Consider the following 24,166-nt stretch of genomic DNA (forward strand, 5'->3'; position numbering starts at 1 on the left):
GTATATATGGATGCATTACAAACGAAGAAACTAACATTATCGTACAGCAATTCTATCATTATAGATGAGTTGGACTTAGTCATTCCACAAGGGAAAATCACCGTCTTTATTGGGGCAAATGGGTGTGGAAAATCAACGCTGCTCCGTTCGCTGGCCCGCCTATTAAAACCTGCTTCCGGCACTGTTCTGCTCGAAAGAGAGGAAATCGGAAAACTTTCCACAAAGGAAGTAGCAAAACAACTCGCCATTTTGCCGCAGGGACCACAGGCACCAGAAGGATTGACCGTTCTTCAGCTCGTCAAACAAGGGCGTTATCCGTATCAAACGTGGTTAAAGCAATGGTCGGAGCAGGATGAAGAAAGCGTTCAGAAGGCGTTGCGAGCAACGGGAATGGCTGATTTAGCCGAGCGGCAGGTAGATTCTCTATCAGGCGGACAGCGGCAGCGTGCTTGGATCGCGATGACATTGGCACAAGAAACGGACATTATCCTGCTAGATGAACCGACTACCTATTTAGATATGACGCATCAAATCGAAATATTGGACCTACTGTTTGATTTAAACGAAAAAGAAAATCGTACAATTGTTATGGTGCTTCATGATTTAAACTTAGCTTGCCGCTATGCACATCATATTGTGGCCATTCGGAATAAAACGGTATATGCACAAGGGCAGCCGGAAGCTATCATTACGCAAAATCTAGTGCAGGATGTATTTCGGATGAGTTGTGAGGTAACGACTGATCCAATCTTCGGTACGCCTCTTTGCATTCCGTATGGAAAAGGACGATGCCTGCTTCCACAAAAAGCAATGGCAATAGAATAGGCTACTTTCACAAGTAGAGAGTTCAAACCTTACTCATTTATAATCAAGAAAGATAGAAAGATACAAACAACAGACAGTGTAAAAAACCTCCGCACTATTTTGCGGAGGTTTTACTGCTCTATATATTCTACCTTCTGAATGTGGTATAGATTATAATAAAAGCTATGCCGTTCCATGAGTTCTTCATGTGTACCAACTTCCTTAATTTCTCCATCCTGCAAATATACAATTTTATCTACATGTGTGATAGTAGACAGACGGTGTGCAATGATCAGTGTAGTTCGATCCTTTGCCAAAATATCTAACGCCTCTTGTATGTATTTCTCATTTTCCAAATCAAGTGCAGACGTTGCTTCATCCAAAATCAGCAAGGATGGATTTTTCAAAAACACCCGAGCAATCGCAACACGCTGCCGCTGTCCTCCCGACAGCTTCACTCCTCTTTCGCCGACAATCGTGTTATAGCCGTCTGGCAGTTCAGTAATAAACTCATGCGCATGAGCTGCCTTTGCTGCTTCAATTATTTCTTTCTCAGTTGCCTCTGGTCTTCCGTATAAAATATTAGAACGAATCGTATCACTAAATAAAATATTATCTTGCATCACAATCCCAATATGACTCCGCAGATTTTTTAAATCATAGTCACGAACATCGATGCCATCAATCGTAATCTTCCCCTCTGTGACATCATAAAAACGCGGGAGGAGACCAACAAGCGAAGATTTCCCACCGCCGCTCAACCCAACAAGCGCTACTTTTTCACCTGGCTCAATAAGTAAAGAAATATTCCTTAATACATCTGGGTCTTTTGGATTATAGCGAAAGGATACATCCCGAAAGGATATAGCTCCATGCATCTGTTCCTTTTCCACACAAACAGGACGATTTACAATTTCATATGGTTCATCAAGTAATTCAAACACCCGATCCATCGATGCAAATGACTGCGTTAACGTTGTAGAGGAATTGACAAGCCGGCGCAGCGGATTGTACAAGCTATCCATATATCCGACAAAGGCAACCATCGTTCCTAATGTAAGATGCCCATGAAGCACTTGGTACGCTGCAAAACCGATCACGATAAGAGGTCCTAAATCTGTTAGAGTATTCACAGAAGCAAAGGTTCTAGCCGTCCAGCTCGTATGAGATAGTGCTTTTGTTAAAAACTCTCCATTCTTCCCTTTAAACTGCTCCTTCTCATACTCTTCTAACGCAAAACTCCGTGTAACGGAAATACCTTGGATGCGCTCATGCAAATAAGCCTGCATCGAGGCTAGCGCTTGAGAGCGTGCTTTCGTCAACTGACGCAGACGACCAAAGAAATATTTTACTGCCACAGCATAAACAGGCAACACAAGCAGTGCAATACATGTTAGTTTTCCGCTCATAGAAAACATAACTGCAATCGCAATAAAGACCGTTGCCGTATCAAGCCAAACATTCATCAAACCTGTAACTACAAAATCCTTTGTTTGCTCTACATCATTAATAGTACGTGAAATAACTTCTCCTGTCCTCGTATTAGAATAATAGCGAAGACTTAGCCTTTGCAAATGGTCAAAAATCGCTTTACGCAAATCATAGAGCACCCTATTGCTGATGCTTTGCGCAAAATATTGGCGATAATATTCAATTGGTGGACGAAGCACAGCAAAAATAAAAATTGCCCCCACCATAATCGTAACGAGCTCTGTCGTTTTATCGTCCAACGAGCCGGATCCTTGAATAATATCATCAATAATGTGCTTCAACAAAAGCGGTAAAATAAGAGGAATTCCAAATTTAATTAAGCCAATAATAATAGTCGCCCCAATTTGCCACTTGTACGGCCTTACAAATCGGAGGTACCGCTTGATACCATCCATTTTACTCACCACCCATTTCTCTTCATACATATAGCACAAGCATCCTGCTGAAAACTCGCCGATTGGCAGGCCCCCGCCCTTGGGCGAAGACAGAGGCGTAGCTGCACTTATACTTTATTCCTAAATTTCCCCATTATGCCGAATTCATTTTTAGTCAGAAATTCCTATTTTATTACAGTGTAAAGAAAACTCGCCGATTGGCGAGAATAGAAACTTGCACTGACACTTTGTTCCTCAAAATTTCCGACTATGTCGAATTCACTTTTTGCGAAACTTTAGCCTTTCCTAAAGTGTGAAGAAAGCCTGCCGAATATGCATCTAGCAGACTACTCTACCCTCTGTATGTCAAATACCGTTCGTACCATATATCAATGAAATCCGGAGCAAAAGGTCCCTTTCGCTGATGAATCCACTGCGTTAATTGCTCTACATTGCGCCTTAGAATCTTATCAATTACATCTGGATAGCTCATCATTCTCCGGTGCTTCTCGTACTCATCTTCATCTAACAGTGTATATGTCATATCAGGATACACCTTAATGTCTAAATCATAATCAATATATTTCAGGGCCTCCTCGTCGTAAGCAAACGGAGAGCTAAGGTTACAATAATAATATACGCCATCCTGTCTTAGCATCCCGATAATGTTAAACCACTGACTGCCATGAAAATAGCAAATGGCTGGCTCTCTCGTTATCCAGGTTCTTCCATCGGACTCCGTCACAAGTGTGCGATCATTAGCTCCGATCACAAGACTTGACGTCCCTTTTAGAACTGTCGTCTCTTCCCAAATTCGATGAATAAAGCCATTATGCTTATAGCTATGTATTTGTATTTTTTCTCCTTCATTCGGAAACCCCATGTTTTCTCCCTTCTTTCATTTCGGAAGCTGCCTCTGTAATGATCTTTTCTTTCTATTATAACGGTTATCCTCCTATTTTAAAACAGTAGCGCCGCTCGGATAGCAGGCGGCTCCTAAATTATGTATAACTTTTCTCTTGCTGAAAGGATTCAATAACCTGCCTTGTTTGCTGCTCAAAGGTTTGATGAAGCAGATGAAGTTCCTGTTGCCTCTTCCGAATTTCTACACGCAGCTCCCGCAGGCTTTCCTCATCCCGTTCCCGCTCCCGTAAGTATTCCAAGCTCTTATACCGCTCTAATTCCGTTTGCAAGTCCAAAAGCTGGTCCATCGTTTTTAACTGTTCACTTACAAGAAGGTCGAACTGCTTCACACTCTTCTCTCCTCTGCAGTAAAGTATTTAATAAGAAGAATTCGCTTTTCATGCAGTTTTTCCTTTGGCTACATTTGTTGAGCAATAAGAAGTTATGTCGTTTACTCAAAAAAGCGGGTACGATTTATTTTACTTGTGAAGGCTCAGGGATTTCTTCATAAAAAACCTTCTGATTGGTGAGCTGTTAAGCAAAGAAAGAAACGTAATTGCATTTATATCTTGTTCCTAAAATTTCCGGCTATGTCAAATGCGCTTCTAGCTGAAATTTACACCCTCCTACAAATGGAACTAAAAAGGCACTCTCTGAAAAAAGAGAGTGCCTTTACCATTACTGTTGAGATTGAGACTGGGAACCGAAGTTGCTAGAAGCTTGCGATTTGCGCGCTTCAGCTTGTGCATTTTGTTTTCTTACTTGTTGAACGTCTGTTGACTCAGTAGAAAATTCAGCACCATAACCAGCGCTTGCTTGCTTCGCTTTTTGAATGCTAGCTCCAGAAGTTGTTTTGCCATAACCTTGTTGTTTAGTCATTGTTATCACCTCCACAAAAGATAATATAACCATTGTGTTCTTTTCATATCCTGAGAAAATTTTTCCGAAGCTATATTTTTTGAGCATATGATATCCTCTCATTATTCAAACTAAAACAAACGAGATAAGGGGGGATTTCATGTATATCGGGCGAGATATGACCGAGTTATCCATGACTCCAAAAAATGAGTGGAACAAAGAAGAGCTTGCGTACTTTCATCATTCCTTGCAGCAAATGCTGCCATATTTGAATGTGGAAGGCCAAACAATGTATAAAGAAATTATCATGGAAATCGAAGGTCGCGGTGGTTTTCAGCGGCATGAAGCAGACTGGACACACGGAACAAAGATTACGTACGACTAAGAAAATTGTCGATGGGCGAGTTGTTAAACGAGGACAGAGACATAACTGCCCTCGCACTTTATTCCTAAAATTTCTCGCTACGTCGAATGATCTTTCAGCTAGGAAGTTATACTTTCTTAGAGTGCAAACAGAGCCAGTCCTTATAAAAGGCTGGCTCTCTCAATACAGTCCTCAAAAATTGTTTTGTGTGAACGGGAGAATGTGTATTGCTCAAACTGTTCTGGCGTTAGAATCTTCAACGTATCCGACTCCTGTATAGTTCCTTCTGCTGCACCAAAAAAGACAAAAATCTCCCAAGTACGGTGTGTAAAGGAATGCTGAATAGTTGCTGCATACTCGTCTACACTTACCTCAAGTCCAAATGCCTCTCGCATGTAATATGCGAGCTGCTGCTTATGGTTGCTTATCCCTTCCTGCACCTCTACATTTGGAAATTCCCACATATTTGCTAGAAGTCCTGTCTTAGGACGCTTATTGACAATATAACCGCCGCTTTTTGTACGAAATACACCAGCAACAATAGGAACAACCTTCGGCTCCTTCGCTTTGCTTTTTACAGGAAGCTCCTTTTGCACTCCTTCATGGAAGGCGCGGCAATGACTGCGTACTGGACAAAGGAGACAGGCTGGATTTTTCGGGATACAAATTAGGGCGCCAAGTTCCATGAGACCTTGATTAAAGTAGGATGGATTGTCTTTAGAAATCACTTCGCGGATAATATTCTCAAACAATTGTCTTGTTTTTGGCTTTGCAATGTCGTCCCAAATAGATAAAATCCGTGACATTACACGCATAACATTTCCATCTACAGCTGGCTCCGGTATACCATAGGCAATGCTTAAAATTGCCCCCTGCGTATAAGGACCAACTCCTTTGAGTTTTCCAATTTCCTTCGGTGTATCCGGTACCCTGCCTCCATACCGCTCTTTTACCTCCTTTACTGCCGAATGGAGATTGCGTGCACGGGAATAATAGCCGAGACCTTCCCAAGCCTTTAATACCTCATCCTCATGGGCCTCAGCCAACGCTTCTAGCGTTGGAAATTTTCCCATAAAGTTTTTATAAAACGGCTTTACTGCCTCTACCCTCGTTTGCTGAAGCATAATTTCTGAGACCCATACACGATAAGGATCCTTATTTATGCGCCAAGGCAGGTCACGCTGCTCTGCCTCAAACCAGCTAATTAAATCATGCTGAAACCCATTTATATCAAATGTGTCTAAAACATTTACATCTTGTTTCAAATTAATCCTCCTCTAAATCGGCTTAAGCAGAAACGCAAAATAACTGCCCCTACAAAAACCTGTAAGTGCATGATTTTGCCTGTTCTATTTTATCTAAAATAAAATTAACTGTCTGTATCTTCTATGAGAACCTTCTTTTTAGCATATAAATAACATTATAAAGAATTCCATTAAAATTCCTAAGTGTTTTGCAAATGGAAACTGAAGGAAAGGGGCTTGTTTAGCAGAAAACAAAAGAGTACAGTAAAGAAAACTTGCCAATTGGCGAGCCTTGCCCTTGGGCGAAGACAGAGGCGTAGTTGCACTTACACTGTATTCCTAAAATTTCTCGCTACGTCGAATGATCTTCCAGCTAGAAAGTTATACTTTCTTAAAGTGTAAAGAAAACTCGCCAATTGGCGAAAACAGGGGCGCAGTTACACTTACACTGTATTCCCAACATTTCCGACTACGTCGAACTGGCTTCTAGATAAGAAGTTATAATTTCTTACAGTGTAAAGAAAAAGCGTATGAAAATGGAGGTCGTCTCACTATGGACACAGCCACACATTTAGTGATGGGCATTACGCTCGGAGGACTTGCTACACTTGATCCTGCTATCGCGCAAAGCGACTTGGGACCGCAAGCTGTCATGTTCGCTACAATTGTCGGCTCTAATATTCCGGATATTGATACAGTTTTAAAGCTGCGAAATAATGCGAAGTACATCCGTAATCATCGCGGCATCACACATTCTATTCCCGCTGTTCTTCTTTGGTCATTTACTGTAAGTGGAGCAGCATTTGCATTATTCTCAAACGTTCCATATCTTCATCTTCTTCTCTGGTCCTTTGTCGCTGTATTTCTTCATGTATTTGTGGATATTTTTAATGCCTATGGAACTCAAGCACTTCGGCCTTTTACAAGAAAATGGGTTGCACTTGGCGTTATTAATACGTTCGATGTCGTTATTTTTCTAATCCATGCACTTGGAGCGATACTGATTATTACAGCTGACGGAAGCAAAGGACTTACGGGAATTGCTGCTTACGCACTAACACTTATATATTACATCGGACGTTTTGCGATGAAAATAAATATTGAAAGCACCGTTCGAAAACAATTTAAAAATGTTGAGCAAGTTCTAATTTCGCCGACATATCGCTTTTATCACTATCATCTTGCCATTGTAACGGATGAGTATTATTATGTCGCCCGCTTTCACCGTGGAAGCATTATGGTACATGATAAATTTGAACGCGTCCCTTTGCCGGATAATGAGATCATTCAAGCAGCACAACAGGACGTAAACATTTCAGCATTCCTGTCATTCTCACCCGTGTATCGCTGGGATATATTTGACTACATGGACCATTATGAGGTACGTTTTATTGATTTGCGCTATCGAAGCAAGGGCTATTATCCATTTGTAGCAATTGTTCAACTAAATAAAGATCTACAAATCGTTAGCTCCTATACAGGATGGATTTTCAGCGAAGAAAAGCTGCGCAAAAAATTAGAGCTGATTCCAAATTAAAGAGCGGCCTCTTAGACCGCTCTTTAATGCGTTAAATAATCGTTTCGATTCAGCAAATGCTTATACTTTGGATTGTTCGTCTGGATTTCGTGCAGCCTTCCCCCATGGTTTTCAATCCATGTCTTTACAACAAGCTCTGTTCGATCGCTTCCATTATATTGTCCTGCCTTGGCATAGGTTGCTTCAAAATCCTCCCATAGCAGCTCTACCCAAGCGCGTGCTTGTGCATAGGATAGCATCTCATTTTTCTCCAAAAGCATGTTAATTAAACGATCTATAGCTTCCTTCATTAATTTCACTCCTTTGGCATCTTTCATCTAACATATTCTATTCCATCTTAACACATTCTATAAAGGATACTTCGGTATCACAATTCCACATAAGGGGGTCTTCTCCTTGGGTACACATATATCAACGTCTTCTGAACGCCATAGTAGGGGTCAATCAGATGAAACGACAAGAGCAAAGGCACGCTTTGCTTCAAAGCGTCCTGATGGTACGATTAATACGCATCCGCAAGAGCGTATGCGAGCTTCTAACCACCAATCCTAACTATGAGGTGACAGAATGAGCTATCGTGGGCGAGTAGACCAACGTTCTGAATTGTTTATGAGTACATGGACACGTCCAAAACGCCAAAAGTCGCAAATTAACGGACAAACAGAGCCTTCTCAAACAAATATTATTCTGCGAAGCAACGCAAAAGCACACCGCTGGTAATTTAGAAAAGCGGAACTGGTCAATTTTGCTATATGAATTGACCAAGGAAACTAAATGGAGAGCTGCTGGAGGCGAAAACAGAGGCGTAGCTGCACTTACACTGTATTCCTAAAATTTCCAACTACGTCAAATTCGCTTCCAGCTGGAAACTTATATTTTTCTTACAGTGTAAACATTAGAAACGAGAGAGCTTACCGCTTCTCTCGTTTCTTTAATAAAGAAATAGGAATGCCTGCCTCTTCCTCCTGTTTTCCCTCTCGATAGCCCCAAGCAAACACGCCATTGAAATATGTAATGGTAAAATAAACATTTGGCTCCTCCAGAAGCTCATATGTTTCACCCACCTGAAAATCATTTATATCAGCCATGTATGCTTTAGCCATGGCCATTTTCCTAGTGAGCACCTCATATTCATTTATCATGCCCATTTGCTCAGCCTTCGTTGCTTTTTCCTTAAGCTCTCGTATTTCCTTATGCAGCTCGTACTCTGACATTTCGCTGTATCGCTTTGGAATATCCACTATTCTTTCCTCTCTTTCGTTATTGCCTTAAAGAAAACTCGCCGATTGACGAGCCTGCCCTTGGGCGAAGACAGAGGCGTAGTTGCCCTTATACTTTGTTCCTAAAATTTCTCACTACGTCGAATTGTCTTATAGCTAGAAATTTATACTTTCTTAAAGTGCAAAAAGAAAGGATCTATTCAAAATCCAGTTCTTCTCTCTCGCTTAAAAAGCGTTCAATTAGCTCTAGCGAAAATCCTTTTCGGTATAAGGCGCCTTTTATCTTCGTCTGATACTCCCAACCACTGTACTTCTTATATTTTTGATGATATTTCTGCCCTTGATATAGCACAGCCTCCCACTCAGCATCAGCTTCTGGTTCCTCCTCCAGCTCTTCTAGACAGATACTGACTACATCCCTTGTATATCCTTTACGGAGGAGCATTTCCTCTAGTTTTTGTCTCATTTGCAAGGCTGAAACATTCCGATATGTTTTTTTCTTTTTATCACAGAGCGTAATAGCATTAGTTATTTGCTTATCCTTCGTATATTCATGTAAACTATTGATAATGATAGAAGAGCTAATTCCTTTTTCTTGTAACTCGCGTGTAATACGCTGCGGGCCCTTTAAACTAACGTTGCTTTGTGTACGTACGTAAGCAAGCGCATATTCATTATCATTGATGTATGCTTCTTCTGTTAGTTTCGCAATCACTTCATTGATAATAGCTTGTCCGATTTCTTTTTTGCGCAGCTGCTCTTCCACCTCGTTTTTCGTACGCATTTGATAGGATAAATATGAAATAGCTTGCAAATATGCCTTCCGCACCTCTTCATCAAACAAAATAGTGGAAAGCTCAAATGTATCTACTTCCATTCCTTTTCTTAGGTTATATTTCACGAGCGTATAGCCATCTACGCTAAAGCCGTACTCTTCGCCTGATCCTTTATCTATGTAAATATTGTAGCGCTCTTTATTGTTTTTTTGCACCTGAATCTTCGTAATGACAGCCATTATTTTCACCTCATATTTACATTATAGCATGACTTATCCCAATCAGGTTTACACTGGCGCCTAGCCTAATTTACCATGTACTAGCACAATTTTATTTTATCATAGGCGAGTCAAATTCTATTTCTTTTCATATATATAAGTTAGGAGGAATTTTCTTGGAGATCGCCATCTCAGGAGGAACAGGTTTCATCGGCAGCGTCTTAGCAGCTCACCTCGCCGATAAAGGACATACTATATATATTTTAACACGAAGTGCAAAGCTTACATCTACAAGAGCAAACATACGCTTTGTTCAATGGAACGCAGAAAATGAGACGTTTCCTCTCTCTAGGATTGATGCATTTATTAATCTTGCAGGAGAACCAATTAATAGCGGCCGCTGGACACAACAGAGGAAAGCACGCATTCTGACAAGTAGAGTCCAGACAACACAAGGGATTGTTCGTCAGCTCGCAAAACTCTCACGCCGTCCACGCATATTTGTGAATGCGAGTGCCATCGGCTACTACGGTACCTCTCTTGACAAAACTTTTACAGAGGCATCGACAACGCATGGTACAGATTTTCTAGCGACAACAGTGATTCAATGGGAAAAAGAAGCCTCTCATGCGCAACTTCTAGGAATGAGAACCATCTATGCACGCTTTGGTGTAGTACTCGGTCGAAAAGGGGGAGCCCTTCCAAGAATGATTCTGCCCTACAAACTATTTAGCGGTGGAACGATTGGATCGGGAAAACAGTGGCTTTCTTGGATTCACATTGACGATGTAGTAAACATGATCTCCTTTGCACTTGAAAATGAAGCGATTCAAGGCGCTCTTAATCTTACAGCACCGAGGCCTGTTACAATGCAGGATTTTGGAAAGACAATCGCGAAAGTATTACGAAAGCCTCATTATTTTCCAATTCCTTCCTTACCCCTACGAATTCTGCTCGGTGAAATGAGTACACTTGTGTTAGATGGCCAAAGAGTTCTTCCTGAAACATCAGTGCAGCATGGATATATACACTCATACTCTAATCTTGAAGATGCTCTGACAGACCTATTGAAGTAAGGAGTTTGAAATGAAGATTGTATTTAAGCAAGCAACCATTTATCCTATTACATCCGCAAAGCTACAAGGTGACGTATTAATAGAAAATAACAAAATTAAAGCAGTCGCACCATTCATTGAACAAACTGGGGATATGGAAGTAATTGATGCACGCGGTCTTCATCTTTTACCTGGCTTTATTGATGTACACACACATCTGGGGCTATATGATGAAGGAACTGGTTGGGCTGGAAATGATGCTAATGAAACTGTTGAAGCCTTGACTCCGCATATCCGCTCTATGGATGGCATTTATCCCCTGGATATCGCTTTTCAAGATGCAGTTCAAAGCGGCGTCACGACGGTTCACGTTCTGCCTGGCAGTCAAAATATTATCGGAGGAACAACGTGTGTTATTAAAACAACAGGCATCAGTATCGATAAGATGCTTTTGCAGGAGCCAGCAGGACTTAAAATGGCACTTGGTGAGAATCCAAAACGTGTGCATAGCCATGGCAACAAAGAATCCATCACACGAATGGGAATTATGGGGATGCTTCGCGAAGCATTCTATGAAGCAAAAAACTACGGAAATGAAGCCGATTTCGGTATGCTTTCTCTTATTAAAGCATTAAACAGAGAAATTCCCGTCCGTATTCATGCACATCGCGCTGACGACATTCTCTCTGCCATCCGTCTTGCGGATGAGTTTGGCCTTGATTTGCGCATTGAGCACTGTACAGAAGGGCATTTTGTTGCAACAGAGTTAGCAAACCGGAATTTAAAGGTATGTGTTGGTCCTACGTTGACGCGGAAGTCAAAAATCGAATTGAAAAATAAGTCATGGAAAACATATCAGATATTAGCAGAGCATGGCGTTGAAATTTCGATTACAACCGATCATCCATACACACCAATACAGTACTTAAACCTATGCGCCGCTCTTGCTGTTCGAGAAGGTTTAGAGGAGCAAACCGCTCTTGAGGGCATTACAATTAATGCTGCTAGAAACCTAAGACTCGATCATCGCATCGGCAGCCTTGAGGCAGGAAAAGATGCGGATATCGTGCTTTGGTCACATCACCCATTTCATTATCTAGCAAAGCCCTTTCTTACAATGATTGATGGGAAAATTATTTACAAAAAAAACACATAAAGTATGTTTCTGTTCCTTAACAAGATAAAGTATCATACCTTTGTATAAACCTCATATAACCATAGTCAATTTGTCACATTTCGTTTTTTCAAATTGATGAATGGGGAAGGCAAATGGTGCGCCACCAGCATTCAGGTCTGGTTCTAGTGGGTTCGATTCCCACCCCGAAATTTTTTAAAATGCTTGATACAAAAAATTTCGAGGGTGGGTTGTAGTCCGTCAAACTACACGAACGTTCTGCCCTCGCTTAAGGAGGATGCAAAATGTTAAAAAAACGCGACCTACAAGAATGTCACGCTTTATATGACCTGCTGGTGCACCCTGAAGTCTTCCCTTTTGTGCGTCAAAAAGCATATTGTTATGATGAATTTCTCTTTTTGACAAAACAGACAATAGAGGCAGAAGAACGAGGAGAAACTATCTCTCGTACGATTCTAGATGAATGGGGAAATCCAATCGGTACTATTTCCCTGTTTGATATTCAGGACAATGCCGGCTTTCTAGGAACATGGCTTGGTAAGCCATATCATGGTCAAGGATACAATGAACCAGCGAAGGCTGCCTTTTTTCATGAAGTCTTTTTCGAGCTGAACATTAAAACGATTTTCATGAAAATCCGAAAGCTCAATATCCGCTCTATGAAAGCTGCAGAGAAGCTCCCGTACGTCACACTAGCCAATGAATCGAGAAAAGCACTCTATGAAGAAATTAATGTAACTGGCGATCTTTACAATTTATATGAGATTGCAAAAGATCAGTATACGTTGCATACGATGCGTGAAGGAAATACAGTTCACGAAGCACAGCATTTGAAAGAGGCTTAATTCTAGTATACGCTCCGGCAACATTGGAAAACATAGGTAATGAATATGTTGCCGGAGGTGATAAGTATGGATAGCGCAAAAAAGAAACGCGAAAAATCACGAAATAAGCTTTCATCTACACAAGAGGTCTTATATCAAAGAGAATTTAGAAATGCTGACCGTGCGGCAGGTTATAAAACAAAGGGAATTTTTTAAAGAGCGATTCTTCGCTCTTTTTTCTTTTGTGCATAAGTTTTTCCACAAAATTTCCATAGTTGTGAATAAACTGTTAATTCTCTACTCTTATATGCGATGGAATTAGGAGTATTTGTTCCTAACTTTGTGGATAAAAATAATCACAATTGTGGATAATGTGGATTATCCTGTTAATATTTTCATAATACTGGCTTTTTCGACTTCTTTCTTTGTGGATAAGTAATCTTTTCCTCTTTTTATTGTCCCCACAGGGATATGCAGCAAAAGCATCCTGTTTTGCCTTTGAAGCAACAAACTATATAATCAGCTTCCTTATCTTACTAAGAAAAGCGAACACAGTTTGGGCGAAGACAGAGGCGGAGCCCTACTTATACTGTATTCCTAAAATTTCCGACTACGTCGAATTTGCTTCTAGCTAGAAAGTTATTCTTTCTTACAGTGTGAAAAAGCCTTGCTGCGTATATATACGGAAGCAAGGCTTAGCATTAATGAACAGGCTGCATAAGAACACGTGGCCGTTCTTGTACTACATTTTCTGTTAAAACAGCATCTACAATTCGAAACGCAGAATATGGACGATAGATGTGCCGCAACGCGTCTTTCATGTGCCGCAGCTTGCCCTCATTTTGCAGCAGCTCCTTCGTTTTTAAGAATATATCCTCTTCTTCTCGAACGACAACAGCTGCTCCGTTTCTTTCAAAATAAAGCGCATTTTCACGTTCCTGTCCAGGAACTGGCTTATATAGCACAACAGGAACTTGCAGGGCTGCTACCTCACTTAACGTAATACCGCCTGGTTTGGTAATGAGACATGAAGCAATACGAAATAATTCGTCCAACTTTTCGACATAACCAAACACCTTGATTATATCTGGCTTCTTCCTGCTTAGCTCTTGCAGCTCCTCCTGAAGCAGCTTGTTTCTTCCGCATACAACGGCTACCTGAAGCTGAGGTACGGTTGAAAATAACTCGCACAGTTCCTTTACATTGTCCAACACACCATGTGCTCCGGCTACGATCAGCAATGTTTTCTTATCAGGAGACAATCCATATTTTGCATACAAGGCATCAGAAATCATGGAAACCTCAAAGCTCGGGCGAATGGGAATACCGGTAACTGCGATTCTTCCTGAAGGAACACCTATTTCTGCCATAACCTGCTTCACAGCATCCGTTGCCACAAAATAACGATCTACATGATGATGAATCCAAATTTTATGAAGACAAAAATCAGTGAGCACATTATACACAGGAATAACCATCCCTGTTTGTTTTTTTAGTTCAGGGACTGCAATAATAGGAAATGTATTAATCACAACATCAGGCTTTTCAAGCTTTAAAATAGCCTTTAAACGCCTTCTTCCAAAATTGGCATACCATGTTGCAATTTTTTTATCATAAATTTTTTCTACGCCATAGTAAAACAAACGATAAAGTTCTTTTCCGATTGTATAGCTTTTTAAATATAAATACCTTGTAATATCTGTAATAACAGGATGTGATTCAGCAAACAGGTCGCACACTATAACATTTTGTATCCCTCTTTGTCGAAACGTTTCCTCTAATGTTTTTGCTACTTGCACATGACCGTTACCGTAATGTGCCGTTAAAATTAATACCTTGGGGTTGTTAATCAAAACAAATCCACTCCTAGCTTACGGTTCTTAATAGCGCCGCTCCAACGGTATTAAAACGAATTTCCTACATCTTCATACGTCCCGAATCTTCCTCGAGCCGGCTGTATACCTTTCGTGGATATGCAACACATTATATAGGACCCCTGCATCCTACTATACTATTTCATCATTATACTTATCTACAAATGCTTTCGCAACTTGCTGTTTATATAAAGCATACTGCTTATCTTACTTCTTAATTCTTAATTCTTGTCATAATTCAAAATTCCCTTTTCATTTCTATATTTTACCATATATTTCCTTTTATGTTTCTAATGCCTAAAACGACGATACATCTAAGTATACTCCTTTCTTCTCATTTGCTCTACCTTTTACTGAATATTGCAAGTTTTATTCATCTTACCATCAAGCAATCGCGGGACCCTTGGCTCGCTGAAGCTGCACATGTTCCGCAGCCACGCCGATTGGCGAGCCCTGCCCTTGGGCGAAGACAGAAGCGTAGTTGCCCTTATACTGTATGCCTAAAATTTCCTCATACGTCAAATTCATTTCTAGCTGGCGATTGGTCCTTTCCCGAAGTGTGAAAAAGGGTGCTTCCAAAGGCGACGCACTACACATCGACTTTAGGAGCACCCTTTCTTTTTTATTCCTTAGCTTCGCATCAGAATTTCCTTTGCATGTTCCACATTTTCTTCCGTAGGCGGTTCTACCCCAGCTAATGGATACTTTAATCCAAGTGCCTCCCACTTATAAACGCCCAGCTGATGATAAGGTAAAATTTCTATCTTTTCCACATTCTCAAGCGTGTTAATAAAAGCTGATAAACGTACCAAATCCTCTTCATAATCTGTTACACCAGGAACAAGTACATGACGAATCCATACAGGCTTATAAATATCGGACAAATAGCGGGCAAATGTTAAAATATGTTCATTCGGCTTTCCTGTTAGTTTACGATGCTTTTTAGAATCAATATGCTTCAGGTCAAGCAAAACTAAATCGGTATACAGCATTAATTCTATGAGCTTCTGCTGAAACTCCTTATCCTGGGAATAACAGCCTCCTGAAGAATCAATGGTTGTATGGATACCTAGCTGTTTGCACCCCTTAAACAATTCAATCAAGAAGTCAATCTGCAAAAGCGGTTCTCCCCCGCTAACAGTAATTCCGCCTCCTGACGCCTCCATAAACGGGAGATAGCTTTTTACATCCTCAATAATCTCTTCTACAGTAACCTCCTTTCCTTTCCCAATTTCCCATGTGTCTGGATTATGACAATATTGACAGCGCAATAAACATCCTTGCATAAATACAATATAACGAATTCCAGGACCATCTACCGTTCCGTATGACTCTATTGAATGAATGTAACCTTTCATCTCGGCTCCTCCCTCAGAAATAGCCTCCCTGCCCTGCGCAGGGAGGCTGTAACATACAATCCAGTCTTTCCTTGTTACATGTTTCCGTGCATTGTACGATTAATTACATCTATTTGCTGTTCACGAGTGAGCTTAATGAAGTTTACTGCATAGCCGGATACACGAATCGTAAGCTGCGGATATTTCTCTGGATGCTCCATTGCATCGAGCAATGTATCACGGTTAAATACATTAATGTTTAAGTGATGACCTTCCTTCACTGAGTAGCCGTCCAGCATAGATACAAGATTGCGCACCTGCGTTTCTATTTCCTTGCCTAACGCCTTCGGGATGATAGAAAACGTATTGGAAATACCATCTAATGCATGCTCATACGGCAGCTTTGCAACGGATAACAATGATGCAAGCGCTCCCCTTGTATCACGGCCATGCATCGGATTCGCACCCGGAGCGAACGGTTCACCTGCTCTTCGACCATCTGGCGTGTTTCCCGTCTTCTTACCGTATACAACGTTAGAGGTAATCGTCAAGATAGACATAGTATGCAATGAATTACGATAAGTACTATGCTTACGCAGCTTGGTCATAAAGCGTTTTACTAAATCTACAGCAATTAAATCTACACGATCGTCATTATTGCCATATTTCGGGAAGTCTCCCTCAACTTCAAAATCAACAGCAATACCATTCTCGTCACGGACCGGCGTTACTTTTGCGTATTTAATTGCGCTTAAGGAATCAGCTACAACAGATAGCCCCGCAATGCCCGTTGCCATTGTACGGAGGATTTTTGTATCATGAAGCGCCATTTCAATACGCTCGTAGCTATATTTGTCATGCATATAATGGATCACGTTCAATGTATTAATATACAACTCCGCAAGCCACTCCATCATGTTGTCAAACTTATGCATAACCTCATCAAAGTTTAGTACCTCTGATGTAATTGGAGTAAGCTCCGGTGCAATTTGTACCTTCAGCTTTTCATCCTTCCCCCCATTAATCGCATATAGCAAAGTCTTTGCAAGGTTCGCACGCGCTCCGAAAAATTGCATTTGCTTACCGATTCTCATTGCTGATACACAGCATGCGATCCCGTAATCATCGCCGTACTCTGGACGCATGATATCGTCGTTTTCATATTGAATAGCTGATGTTTTGATAGACATCTTCGCACAGTAGTTTTTGAAGCCCTCTGGCAATTGCTTAGACCAAAGTACTGTTAAGTTTGGCTCTGGTGCTGGACCTAGATTATCTAGCGTATGCAGAAAACGGAATGAGTTTTTTGTTACAAGCGGGCGGCCGTCAAGTGCAATACCGCCAATGGATTCTGTAACCCAAGTCGGGTCACCTGAGAACAATTCATTATAGTCTGGCGTTCTTGCAAATTTTACAAGGCGAAGCTTCATAACAAAGTGATCGACAAGCTCCTGTGCTTGTTCTTCTGTTAAAGTACCATTTTGCAGATCGCGTTCAATATAGATATCTAAAAATGTGGACGTACGTCCTAAGCTCATCGCAGCACCATTTTGCTCCTTAATCGCCGCTAAGTAAGCAAAGTATAACCATTGAATAGCCTCTTGCGCGTTTATTGCCGGCTTAGAAATATCACATCCATAGGAAGCCGCCAGCTGCTTCAACTCCGCTAAGGATCGAATTTGTTCAGATAATTCTTCACGAAGACGTATCGTTTCTTCATTCATCGCTTTTCCTGTTGTTTGCAGGTCCTCCTTCTTCTCCTCTATGAGACGATCTACTCCATATAACGCCACACGACGATAATCACCGATAATTCGGCCTCGACCATATGCATCTGGAAGACCCGTAATAATTCCTGATTTACGTGCCGCCTTTATTTCATCTGTATATGCATCAAATACACCCTGATTGTGCGTTTTACGGAATTCACTAAAAATACGACTAACTTCCGCATCGACCTTAAAACCGTAGGACTCACACGACTGCTCCGCCATGCGAATACCGCCAAACGGCTGAAGAGAGCGCTTAAACGGTTTGTCTGTTTGGACACCGACTACCGTTTCCAAATCTTTATTTAAATAGCCAGGACCATGAGACGTAATGGTAGATATGATGCTTGTGTCCATATCCAACACGCCACCGTTCTCGCGCTCCTGCTTCGTGAGCTCCATGACCTGCTCCCAAAGCTTTTCTGTCGCCGCTGTTGCCGCTGCTAAAAAGCTGTCATTCCCTTTATAAACGGTTACATTATCTAAAATAAAACTGCGAACATCAATTTCATTTTTCCATTTTTCACCCTTAAACGCTTGCCATGCATTTACTGCTTTTTCAATTGTCTGTGTCATCCAAATTTCCTCCATTCCTAAATTAATACAGAGATTTTTTTTGGTTATAACAGTTCTTACACATATCATACTATGCTTCTAACTGTTCGAAAGAAGGAGATGTGACACAATTGTGAAAGAATGAGCAAATAAGTGTGAACATAGAAAACTGCAAGCAATTTTATTTAAGTCCCTCTTTTTCTCTGGCACTTCTCTTAAGACTAAGTCCGGCATGATCATCATAAAAGCTGTAACAGTCAATCTCCATCAACTGTTAAAGCTCCATCTCGGAAAATCTCGTAATTGCTTATGTAGGACAAGCACGGACCTTGTACGAACAGCTCGTCCATTTGTTTTTTACCTTTGATCCAAGAACCTAACGTAAGAAATAGCGGATATACGAACAACAACCTCCTCTTGCAGCCCCTCTGAAGCTTGATTCCCTGTGCTAAGAATCATCCCGTCATCTATCACAGAAAGAACTGTGCCTTCTACTGCTTCCGTTGCTGTTATAACTTGTACTACTTCTCCCGCACAAATACGCAATATATCATAAAACATGCTTTCCCTCCTTTTTCCTTCAAGACTCACGGATGGACGAAATGCTCGCAAATGGCAAAACGACACTAACAGTGGGTGTTTCTTGCAATCGCATATAATCCTCCTTCACCTCGATAACGACCCCCTTTAGAACACCAGAATTCGTTACAACCTCAGCTTCTTGGTACAAAAACTCCTCGGCAATCATTCGAAAAGATATACCTGTGCATTCCTTTGGAAAACTGCAGGAAGAAGCCATTGGCTTGTCCGATGCATCCATCTCTTGAATGGCTTGCTTCGTTTGCTGCTGAATATACCGTGCAAACTTTTGGGAGAATAATATATCTTCAATTTTAGGGAGGAGGTGTTTGTCCAAAATAAGCTTGATTTGCTTTTCTAAAAATTGCGCAATCATGCTTGAAAACTTATTGACCATACTTAAATATCCCTTCTTCACAATCATACAGCGCTAGATAAAGAAAACTCGCCGATTGGCGAGCCCTGCTCTTGGGCGAAGACAGAGGCGTAGCCCTACTTATACTTTATTCCTAAAATTTCTCACTACGTCGAATTGTCTTCCTGCTAGAAATTTATACTTTCTTAAAGTGTAAAGAAAACTCGCCGATTGGCGAGCCCTGCCCTTGGGCGAAGACAGAGGCGTAGCCCTACTTATACTTTATTTCTAAAACTTCTCACTACGTCGAATTGTCTTCCTGCTAGAAATTTATACTTTCTTAAAGTGCAGGCAAACCGCTTTTCCTTTATCAATGTATACAACCATGAACTTCTTTGTGAAAGGACAGGCGCACATTATTTCAGAAAATGTTGTGCACTTCGATGAATGAGGAAGTGAAACAAATCCTAATCTAAGGTTGTATGGAAACTACCCGTCACCTATCACATTTTATTTATGATTTAAAATAAAAAAGGAGTATCTATATATGCGCAAAACAAAAATCGTTTGTACAATTGGTCCTGCAAGTGACAGCGTTGAAATGCTTACACGCCTACTGAAGGCTGGGATGAATGTCGCCCGGCTCAACTTCTCACACGGCACCCATGAGGAGCACCAAGCCCGCATTCAATCGATTCGGGAAGCTGCCAAGCAAACAGGAAGTACAATTGCTATTTTACTGGATATTAAAGGACCAAAAATCCGTACCCATAATTTCGAAAACGGACAGGCTGAATTAGAGGATGGATCGGTAGTAACAATCTCCATGCAGGAGGTATTAGGAACCGCAAGCAAATTCTCCGTTACATACGAGGGTTTGTATGATGATGTAGAGGTTGGTTCACATTTACTGATTGATGACGGCCTACTGGAGCTTGAGGTTGTTGAAAAGACAAATGGTGAATTACAGGCAAAGGTCCTCCATGGAGGACTGATAAAAGATCATAAAGGTGTAAACGTTCCAAATGTCAAAATCCGGCTTCCAGGTGTGACGGAAAAGGATGTACAAGACATTATTTTTGGAGTCGGACAAGATGTTGATTATATCGCAGCCTCCTTTGTACGAAAAGCAGAAGATATTCTGGAGGTAAAGCATATCCTCTCCATGCATCATGCTCTGCACATTGGGGTCATTGCAAAAATCGAGAATCAGGAAGGAATTGCTAATATTGATTCTATCCTAGAAGCAGCTGATGGTTTAATGGTTGCACGCGGTGATATGGGAATTGAGATAGCCGCAGAAGAAGTGCCAATCATTCAGAAAGCACTGATTAAAAAGTGCAACCTAGCAGGAAAGCCTGTTATTACCGCAACCCAAATGCTTGACTCGATGCAGCGCAACCCGCGTCCAACGCGCGCAGAAGCATCCGATGTTGCCAATGCCGTATTTGATGGAACAGATGCCATTATGCTTTCTGGAGAAACTGCAGCTGGTCAATATCCTCTTCAGTCTGTACAGATGATGAATCGTATTGCCGCTCGTGTTGAGCAATCATTGCACTCTTCGAACTTACAGCACGATCATATGGATCAGCAAGCAAAAACTCCTGAAATCATCGGACAAGCCGCTGCCCATGCTGCTCTCTCTTTGCGGGCAAAAGCGATTCTTGCATCGACTATGAGCGGCTATACAGCAAAAATGATTTCAAAATACAGACCACAGGCGCCCATTCTCGCAGTTACATGTGATCAAGCAGTACAGCGGCAGCTCTCACTTATTTGGGGCGTACATGCATTATGGTCCGACAGCATCCACACAACTGATGAAATGATTCAAAACTCAGTTATAGCAGCGAAAAACGCAAATCTGATTGCAAAGCAGGATGTTGTCATTATTACAGCAGGTGTGCCTGTCGGAGAGGTCGGAACAACAAATTTGCTGAAGGTCCACATAGTGGAATAGGAACCTTCTTATTAATTATGTAAGAAAACGGATGAGAAGCAAATGCGCTTGACGCATCTCTTCCTTTTCTCTACACAAATGAAAGAGATGAATATCGCTCATCTCTTTCATTACATATATTATACAATTCTTGTTTTTCCTCTATCTACATTATAATGCGGTCCATTCCAAAGCTGGATCCATTTTCGAATAGCCGTTACCATAATGATAACGCCGAGGATGAGCATAATAATAGATAATATGCCATTTAGAACGTTATAGCCTTTAGACGCCGCATTTAAATATACATTTGTAACCATCCAATATCCTGCATAATTGACTGTTACATATAAGTATGCCAACGGAATGAGGCAAGTCAACACATATACTCTTTTATCAGCTATTTTCAAAATAACCGTTGCCCCTATAATTAATCCGATAGATGCCATCAACTGGTTTGACACTCCGAATAATGCCCACACGGAACCAATATCACCAGAGTACAACAAATACCCCCACATAAAGCATGCTAACGCACTTGCAAAAATAGAACCTGGCAGCCAATCGACCTTTTTCAATGGCTTATAGACCTCTCCGAAGAAGTCCTGGATGAGGTAACGTGCTACACGTGTGCCCGCATCAATTGCAGTCAGAATAAACACAGCTTCAAACATAATAACAAATTGGAAGAAATAAGATGCCAAATTTTCAAACCACGGGATAGCAGTGAAAATATATGTCATCCCTACTGCAAGTGTTACCGCACCGCCTGTTCTCCCTTCAAGATTCAGACCGATTTCCCTGCTGAGCTGTGGTAGGTGTTCTACCTGCATACCTAATGTTTTAAATACCTCCGGCGTAGAGTTAATGGCAAAATAATCCGCCGGCTGTAAGGCTACTGCTGCGATTAAAGCCATTACCCCTACTAGCGATTCCACTAACATTGCGCCAAAGCCTACTACTTTAATATCGCTCCAACGATTCAGCATTTTTGGCGTTGTACCTGAGCCTACAAATGCATGGAAGCCGGAAATCGCGCCGCAAGCAATAGTAATAGAAATAAACGGCCAAACTGGACCAGCTAAAATAGGTCCTCCACCATTTACAAACTCTGTTACAGCAGGAAATGGAATGGATGGATTTACTACAAATACTCCAATGATCAGTGCAATAAATACGCCAATTTTCATGAAGCTGCTCAAATAATCACGAGGTGCCAATAAGAACCACACTGGCAGTGCAGCCGCAAAGAATGCGTAAATTGGCAGGATCAGTGACAGTGCTTGCTTGTTAATTGTTAAAAACTCACCTAATGCTGTATGTTGAACGGACGGACCCGCAAATACTGCTGCCATTACAAGAATAAATCCAACTACAGAAGCTCCTTTTAGGTTTCCTGTTTTCTTATAGTACAAACCAACACCCATTGCAATTGGAATTGTACTTCCCACTGCGAATGTGCCCCAAGGATTGTTTTCTAAGGCATGTAGTACGACCATAGACAGCCCAGCCATTGTAATTGTAATGATGAATAGCATTGCCAGGCCTGTACAAAATCCCGCAACAGGACCGAGCTCCTCTTTTGCTACTTCAGATAATGATTTTCCTTCTTTACGCATAGAAGCAAACAATACAACCGCATCATGAACGGCTCCACCGATTACCGCACCAATTAAAAGCCATAGTAAACCCGGAAGATAGCCAAATTGTGCTGCCAAAATCGGACCGACGAGAGGACCAGCAGCTGCAATCGCTGCAAAATGATGACCAAATGCAACCCATTTATTTGTCGGAACATAATCCTTTCCGTCTTGTAAATCATGAGCTGGAGTCGGCTTTGAGTCATCAAGCTTTAAAACCTTTACAGCCATGAACGTACCGTATAAGCGATAAGCAATCATAAGTACACACATTGAACCAATAACAAATGTAACCGCATTCATTCTACTTCATCCTTTCCTATATTCTCCTCTTCTGTTCCCTATCGTACACTATGAAAATATTTTCTTTTTATTTTCATGATAAAAAGCAGCTTTCAGAAAACGAAATGCAGCAGAAAAGAACTAAAATGCAGCTATAAAGAAAACTCGACGATTGGCGAGCCCTGCTCTTGGGCGAAGACAGAGGCGTAGTTGCACTTATACTGTATTCCTAAAATTTCTCGCTACATCGAATGATCTTCCAGCTAGAGATTTATAATTTCTTACAGTGTAAACCGAGCACCTCCTTTAACTCTTTCATATATGTCCGGCTGACCGGTACCTTTGACCCATCCTTCATGGTTAAATTATAAGTGGAGTGAAACCAAGGCTCCATTTCCACAATGTGCTTTAGGTTAATGATAAATGCCCGATGAACACGCATAAATGTATCATGCGGCAGCTTTTTTTCAATTGTGATAAGCGCATCATTTACCGCATATTGTTGCTCTAATGTTTTGATAACGGTTTTGCCATCTACAAGACCTATAAACACAATATACTCCATATCTGCTAATACAATCCGTTCATCAGCCTCAATAGCTAGCTTTCCTGTTCGAGCGCCTCTTATAGGGTTCTGTACAATAAATTCTGTTCTGGTCGGCTGTTTTATCCTTTTAATCTTCTCAAGTGCTTGTTCAATACGACTCTCATCAAATGGCTTTAATATATAATCTAAAGCATTGAGTTCAAATGCCTGCAGTGCATGTTCGTCATATGCTGTAACAAACACAACGATGCTCGGCTGCTGCAGCTCCTTCAGCCGTTTCGCTACATCCAAGCCGCTCTCGTCAGAAAGCTGGATATCCAAAAACACAAGATCAGGCTGCAAGGATACAACCTGTTCAAGCGCCTCTTCGGCAGTTTCTGCCTCCCCCACAATCTCTACCTGCTTTCCGCGGCGAAGCACATACTTCAGCTCCTCACGCGCCAATAGCTCATCATCTACGATAAATGCTTTAAACATACAAAT

At 41.3% G+C, this 24,166-nt stretch carries 24 protein-coding genes and 1 pseudogene; 10 read left to right on the forward strand and 15 right to left on the reverse strand.

Annotated features, from left to right (window positions below; translation table 11 throughout):
- The first annotated feature begins 6 nt into the window (after positions 1-6).
- The gene (locus EP737_RS13630; RefSeq protein ID WP_129728527.1) at positions 7-825 is read left to right on the forward strand and encodes an ABC transporter ATP-binding protein; all 819 of its coding nucleotides are present in this window, start codon (positions 7-9) and stop codon (positions 823-825) included.
- Between the two features lie 110 nt (positions 826-935).
- On the opposite strand, the gene EP737_RS13635 is transcribed toward EP737_RS13630, so the two are convergent.
- The 4 genes from EP737_RS13635 to EP737_RS13650 form a co-directional block, all read right to left on the reverse strand.
- Complete coding sequence (locus tag EP737_RS13635) at positions 936-2,690, reverse strand: ABC transporter ATP-binding protein (protein ID WP_129728528.1); 1,755 nt, start codon at positions 2,688-2,690, stop codon at positions 936-938.
- Positions 2,691-3,021: 331 nt separating this feature from the next.
- On the reverse strand, positions 3,022-3,552 hold the full coding sequence (gene ntdP / locus EP737_RS13640; protein ID WP_129728529.1) for a nucleoside tri-diphosphate phosphatase: 531 nt from the start codon (positions 3,550-3,552) through the stop codon (positions 3,022-3,024).
- Positions 3,553-3,670: 118 nt separating this feature from the next.
- Complete coding sequence (locus EP737_RS13645) at positions 3,671-3,922, reverse strand: YgaB family protein (protein ID WP_129728530.1); 252 nt, start codon at positions 3,920-3,922, stop codon at positions 3,671-3,673.
- Between the two features lie 328 nt (positions 3,923-4,250).
- Entirely contained in the window at positions 4,251-4,451 is a 201-nt protein-coding gene (locus EP737_RS13650) for a gamma-type small acid-soluble spore protein (RefSeq protein ID WP_425455909.1), read from the reverse strand.
- A gap of 139 nt (positions 4,452-4,590) precedes the next feature.
- Between EP737_RS13650 and EP737_RS13655 the strand changes: the two genes are divergently transcribed.
- The gene (locus EP737_RS13655) at positions 4,591-4,815 is read left to right on the forward strand and encodes a hypothetical protein (RefSeq protein WP_129728531.1); all 225 of its coding nucleotides are present in this window, start codon (positions 4,591-4,593) and stop codon (positions 4,813-4,815) included.
- Positions 4,816-4,955: 140 nt separating this feature from the next.
- On the opposite strand, the gene mutY is transcribed toward EP737_RS13655, so the two are convergent.
- Positions 4,956-6,059: an A/G-specific adenine glycosylase gene (mutY, locus tag EP737_RS13660; protein ID WP_129728532.1), complete on the reverse strand. Its 1,104-nt coding sequence runs from the start codon at positions 6,057-6,059 to the stop codon at positions 4,956-4,958.
- A gap of 532 nt (positions 6,060-6,591) precedes the next feature.
- Between mutY and EP737_RS13665 the strand changes: the two genes are divergently transcribed.
- On the forward strand, positions 6,592-7,575 hold the full coding sequence (locus EP737_RS13665; protein ID WP_129728533.1) for a metal-dependent hydrolase: 984 nt from the start codon (positions 6,592-6,594) through the stop codon (positions 7,573-7,575).
- A 23-nt stretch (positions 7,576-7,598) separates the two neighbouring features.
- Here the strand turns inward: EP737_RS13665 and EP737_RS13670 are convergent, their stop codons facing one another.
- Entirely contained in the window at positions 7,599-7,865 is a 267-nt protein-coding gene (locus EP737_RS13670) for a YfhJ family protein (protein WP_129728534.1), read from the reverse strand.
- A 106-nt stretch (positions 7,866-7,971) separates the two neighbouring features.
- Here EP737_RS13670 and sspK point away from each other — a divergent pair, with 106 nt between their 5' ends.
- Positions 7,972-8,127 carry a small, acid-soluble spore protein K gene (sspK, locus tag EP737_RS13675; protein ID WP_129728535.1) on the forward strand — a complete coding sequence of 52 codons (156 nt, stop codon included), beginning with the start codon at positions 7,972-7,974 and terminating at the stop codon, positions 8,125-8,127.
- Positions 8,128-8,142: 15 nt separating this feature from the next.
- Positions 8,143-8,295 carry a YpzG family protein gene (locus EP737_RS13680; RefSeq protein WP_129728536.1) on the forward strand — a complete coding sequence of 51 codons (153 nt, stop codon included), beginning with the start codon at positions 8,143-8,145 and terminating at the stop codon, positions 8,293-8,295.
- Positions 8,296-8,486: 191 nt separating this feature from the next.
- Here EP737_RS13680 and EP737_RS13685 read toward each other — a convergent pair whose 3' ends face one another.
- Together EP737_RS13685 and recX are read right to left on the reverse strand one after the other, a co-directional pair.
- Positions 8,487-8,816 carry a YfhH family protein gene (locus EP737_RS13685; protein WP_129728537.1) on the reverse strand — a complete coding sequence of 110 codons (330 nt, stop codon included), beginning with the start codon at positions 8,814-8,816 and terminating at the stop codon, positions 8,487-8,489.
- Between the two features lie 175 nt (positions 8,817-8,991).
- Positions 8,992-9,810 (reverse strand): recombination regulator RecX, encoded by an 819-nt coding sequence (recX, locus tag EP737_RS13690; RefSeq protein WP_129728538.1) that lies wholly within the window; start codon positions 9,808-9,810, stop codon positions 8,992-8,994.
- Between the two features lie 155 nt (positions 9,811-9,965).
- Here recX and EP737_RS13695 point away from each other — a divergent pair, with 155 nt between their 5' ends.
- The 4 genes from EP737_RS13695 to EP737_RS13710 all read left to right on the forward strand — a co-directional run bounded on the left by EP737_RS13695 (position 9,966) and on the right by EP737_RS13710 (position 13,019).
- Positions 9,966-10,865 carry a TIGR01777 family oxidoreductase gene (locus tag EP737_RS13695; RefSeq protein ID WP_129728539.1) on the forward strand — a complete coding sequence of 300 codons (900 nt, stop codon included), beginning with the start codon at positions 9,966-9,968 and terminating at the stop codon, positions 10,863-10,865.
- Between the two features lie 10 nt (positions 10,866-10,875).
- Complete coding sequence (locus EP737_RS13700; protein WP_129728540.1) at positions 10,876-12,000, forward strand: amidohydrolase; 1,125 nt, start codon at positions 10,876-10,878, stop codon at positions 11,998-12,000.
- A gap of 263 nt (positions 12,001-12,263) precedes the next feature.
- Complete coding sequence (locus EP737_RS13705; RefSeq protein WP_129728541.1) at positions 12,264-12,824, forward strand: GNAT family N-acetyltransferase; 561 nt, start codon at positions 12,264-12,266, stop codon at positions 12,822-12,824.
- Positions 12,825-12,890: 66 nt separating this feature from the next.
- Positions 12,891-13,019: a YfhE family protein gene (locus tag EP737_RS13710; RefSeq protein ID WP_129728542.1), complete on the forward strand. Its 129-nt coding sequence runs from the start codon at positions 12,891-12,893 to the stop codon at positions 13,017-13,019.
- A gap of 485 nt (positions 13,020-13,504) precedes the next feature.
- On the opposite strand, the gene EP737_RS13715 is transcribed toward EP737_RS13710, so the two are convergent.
- The 5 genes from EP737_RS13715 to EP737_RS13735 form a co-directional block, all read right to left on the reverse strand.
- Complete coding sequence (locus EP737_RS13715) at positions 13,505-14,656, reverse strand: diglucosyl diacylglycerol synthase (RefSeq protein ID WP_129728543.1); 1,152 nt, start codon at positions 14,654-14,656, stop codon at positions 13,505-13,507.
- Between the two features lie 650 nt (positions 14,657-15,306).
- Entirely contained in the window at positions 15,307-16,035 is a 729-nt protein-coding gene (gene pflA, locus EP737_RS13720; protein ID WP_129728544.1) for a pyruvate formate-lyase-activating protein, read from the reverse strand.
- A 74-nt stretch (positions 16,036-16,109) separates the two neighbouring features.
- On the reverse strand, positions 16,110-18,359 hold the full coding sequence (pflB, locus tag EP737_RS13725; protein ID WP_129728545.1) for a formate C-acetyltransferase: 2,250 nt from the start codon (positions 18,357-18,359) through the stop codon (positions 16,110-16,112).
- Between the two features lie 336 nt (positions 18,360-18,695).
- Positions 18,696-18,899 (reverse strand): hypothetical protein, encoded by a 204-nt coding sequence (locus tag EP737_RS13730; RefSeq protein WP_129728546.1) that lies wholly within the window; start codon positions 18,897-18,899, stop codon positions 18,696-18,698.
- A gap of 19 nt (positions 18,900-18,918) precedes the next feature.
- On the reverse strand, positions 18,919-19,341 hold the full coding sequence (locus EP737_RS13735) for a DUF2642 domain-containing protein (protein ID WP_205650941.1): 423 nt from the start codon (positions 19,339-19,341) through the stop codon (positions 18,919-18,921).
- A 478-nt stretch (positions 19,342-19,819) separates the two neighbouring features.
- Here EP737_RS13735 and pyk point away from each other — a divergent pair.
- Positions 19,820-21,229: pseudogene (gene pyk, locus EP737_RS13740) on the forward strand (pyruvate kinase); the annotation flags it as partial.
- Between the two features lie 125 nt (positions 21,230-21,354).
- Here the strand turns inward: pyk and cstA are convergent.
- Positions 21,355-23,157, reverse strand: coding sequence for a carbon starvation protein CstA (gene cstA / locus EP737_RS13745; protein ID WP_129728549.1), 1,803 nt, complete (start codon positions 23,155-23,157; stop codon positions 21,355-21,357).
- 250 nt (positions 23,158-23,407) lie between these two features.
- The gene (locus EP737_RS13750) at positions 23,408-24,160 is read right to left on the reverse strand and encodes a LytR/AlgR family response regulator transcription factor (RefSeq protein ID WP_129728550.1); all 753 of its coding nucleotides are present in this window, start codon (positions 24,158-24,160) and stop codon (positions 23,408-23,410) included.
- Between the last annotated feature and the right edge of the window lie 6 nt (positions 24,161-24,166).

Source organism: Ectobacillus funiculus (genome assembly GCF_004138295.1).
Taxonomy (GTDB): Bacteria; Bacillota; Bacilli; order Bacillales; family Bacillaceae_G; genus Ectobacillus; species Ectobacillus funiculus.

Excerpts from the sequence above, each read along its gene's own strand:
- EP737_RS13735 (WP_205650941.1), bottom strand. The coding sequence starts at position 19,341 with ATGATTGTGAAGAAGGGATATTTAAGTATGGTCAATAAGTTTTCAAGC.
- EP737_RS13750 (WP_129728550.1), bottom strand. The coding sequence starts at position 24,160 with ATGTTTAAAGCATTTATCGTAGATGATGAGCTATTGGCGCGTGAGGAG.
- EP737_RS13710 (WP_129728542.1), top strand. The coding sequence starts at position 12,891 with ATGGATAGCGCAAAAAAGAAACGCGAAAAATCACGAAATAAGCTTTCA.
- EP737_RS13665 (WP_129728533.1), top strand. The coding sequence starts at position 6,592 with ATGGACACAGCCACACATTTAGTGATGGGCATTACGCTCGGAGGACTT.
- pflA (WP_129728544.1), bottom strand. The coding sequence starts at position 16,035 with ATGAAAGGTTACATTCATTCAATAGAGTCATACGGAACGGTAGATGGT.
- EP737_RS13705 (WP_129728541.1), top strand. The coding sequence starts at position 12,264 with ATGTTAAAAAAACGCGACCTACAAGAATGTCACGCTTTATATGACCTG.
- EP737_RS13680 (WP_129728536.1), top strand. The coding sequence starts at position 8,143 with ATGAGCTATCGTGGGCGAGTAGACCAACGTTCTGAATTGTTTATGAGT.
- EP737_RS13630 (WP_129728527.1), top strand. The coding sequence starts at position 7 with ATGGATGCATTACAAACGAAGAAACTAACATTATCGTACAGCAATTCT.
- EP737_RS13730 (WP_129728546.1), bottom strand. The coding sequence starts at position 18,899 with ATGTTTTATGATATATTGCGTATTTGTGCGGGAGAAGTAGTACAAGTT.
- pflB (WP_129728545.1), bottom strand. The coding sequence starts at position 18,359 with ATGACACAGACAATTGAAAAAGCAGTAAATGCATGGCAAGCGTTTAAG.
- EP737_RS13700 (WP_129728540.1), top strand. The coding sequence starts at position 10,876 with ATGAAGATTGTATTTAAGCAAGCAACCATTTATCCTATTACATCCGCA.
- EP737_RS13635 (WP_129728528.1), bottom strand. The coding sequence starts at position 2,690 with ATGGATGGTATCAAGCGGTACCTCCGATTTGTAAGGCCGTACAAGTGG.
- EP737_RS13650 (WP_425455909.1), bottom strand. The coding sequence starts at position 4,451 with ATGACTAAACAACAAGGTTATGGCAAAACAACTTCTGGAGCTAGCATT.
- cstA (WP_129728549.1), bottom strand. The coding sequence starts at position 23,157 with ATGAATGCGGTTACATTTGTTATTGGTTCAATGTGTGTACTTATGATT.
- EP737_RS13655 (WP_129728531.1), top strand. The coding sequence starts at position 4,591 with ATGTATATCGGGCGAGATATGACCGAGTTATCCATGACTCCAAAAAAT.
- recX (WP_129728538.1), bottom strand. The coding sequence starts at position 9,810 with ATGGCTGTCATTACGAAGATTCAGGTGCAAAAAAACAATAAAGAGCGC.
- ntdP (WP_129728529.1), bottom strand. The coding sequence starts at position 3,552 with ATGGGGTTTCCGAATGAAGGAGAAAAAATACAAATACATAGCTATAAG.
- EP737_RS13670 (WP_129728534.1), bottom strand. The coding sequence starts at position 7,865 with ATGAAGGAAGCTATAGATCGTTTAATTAACATGCTTTTGGAGAAAAAT.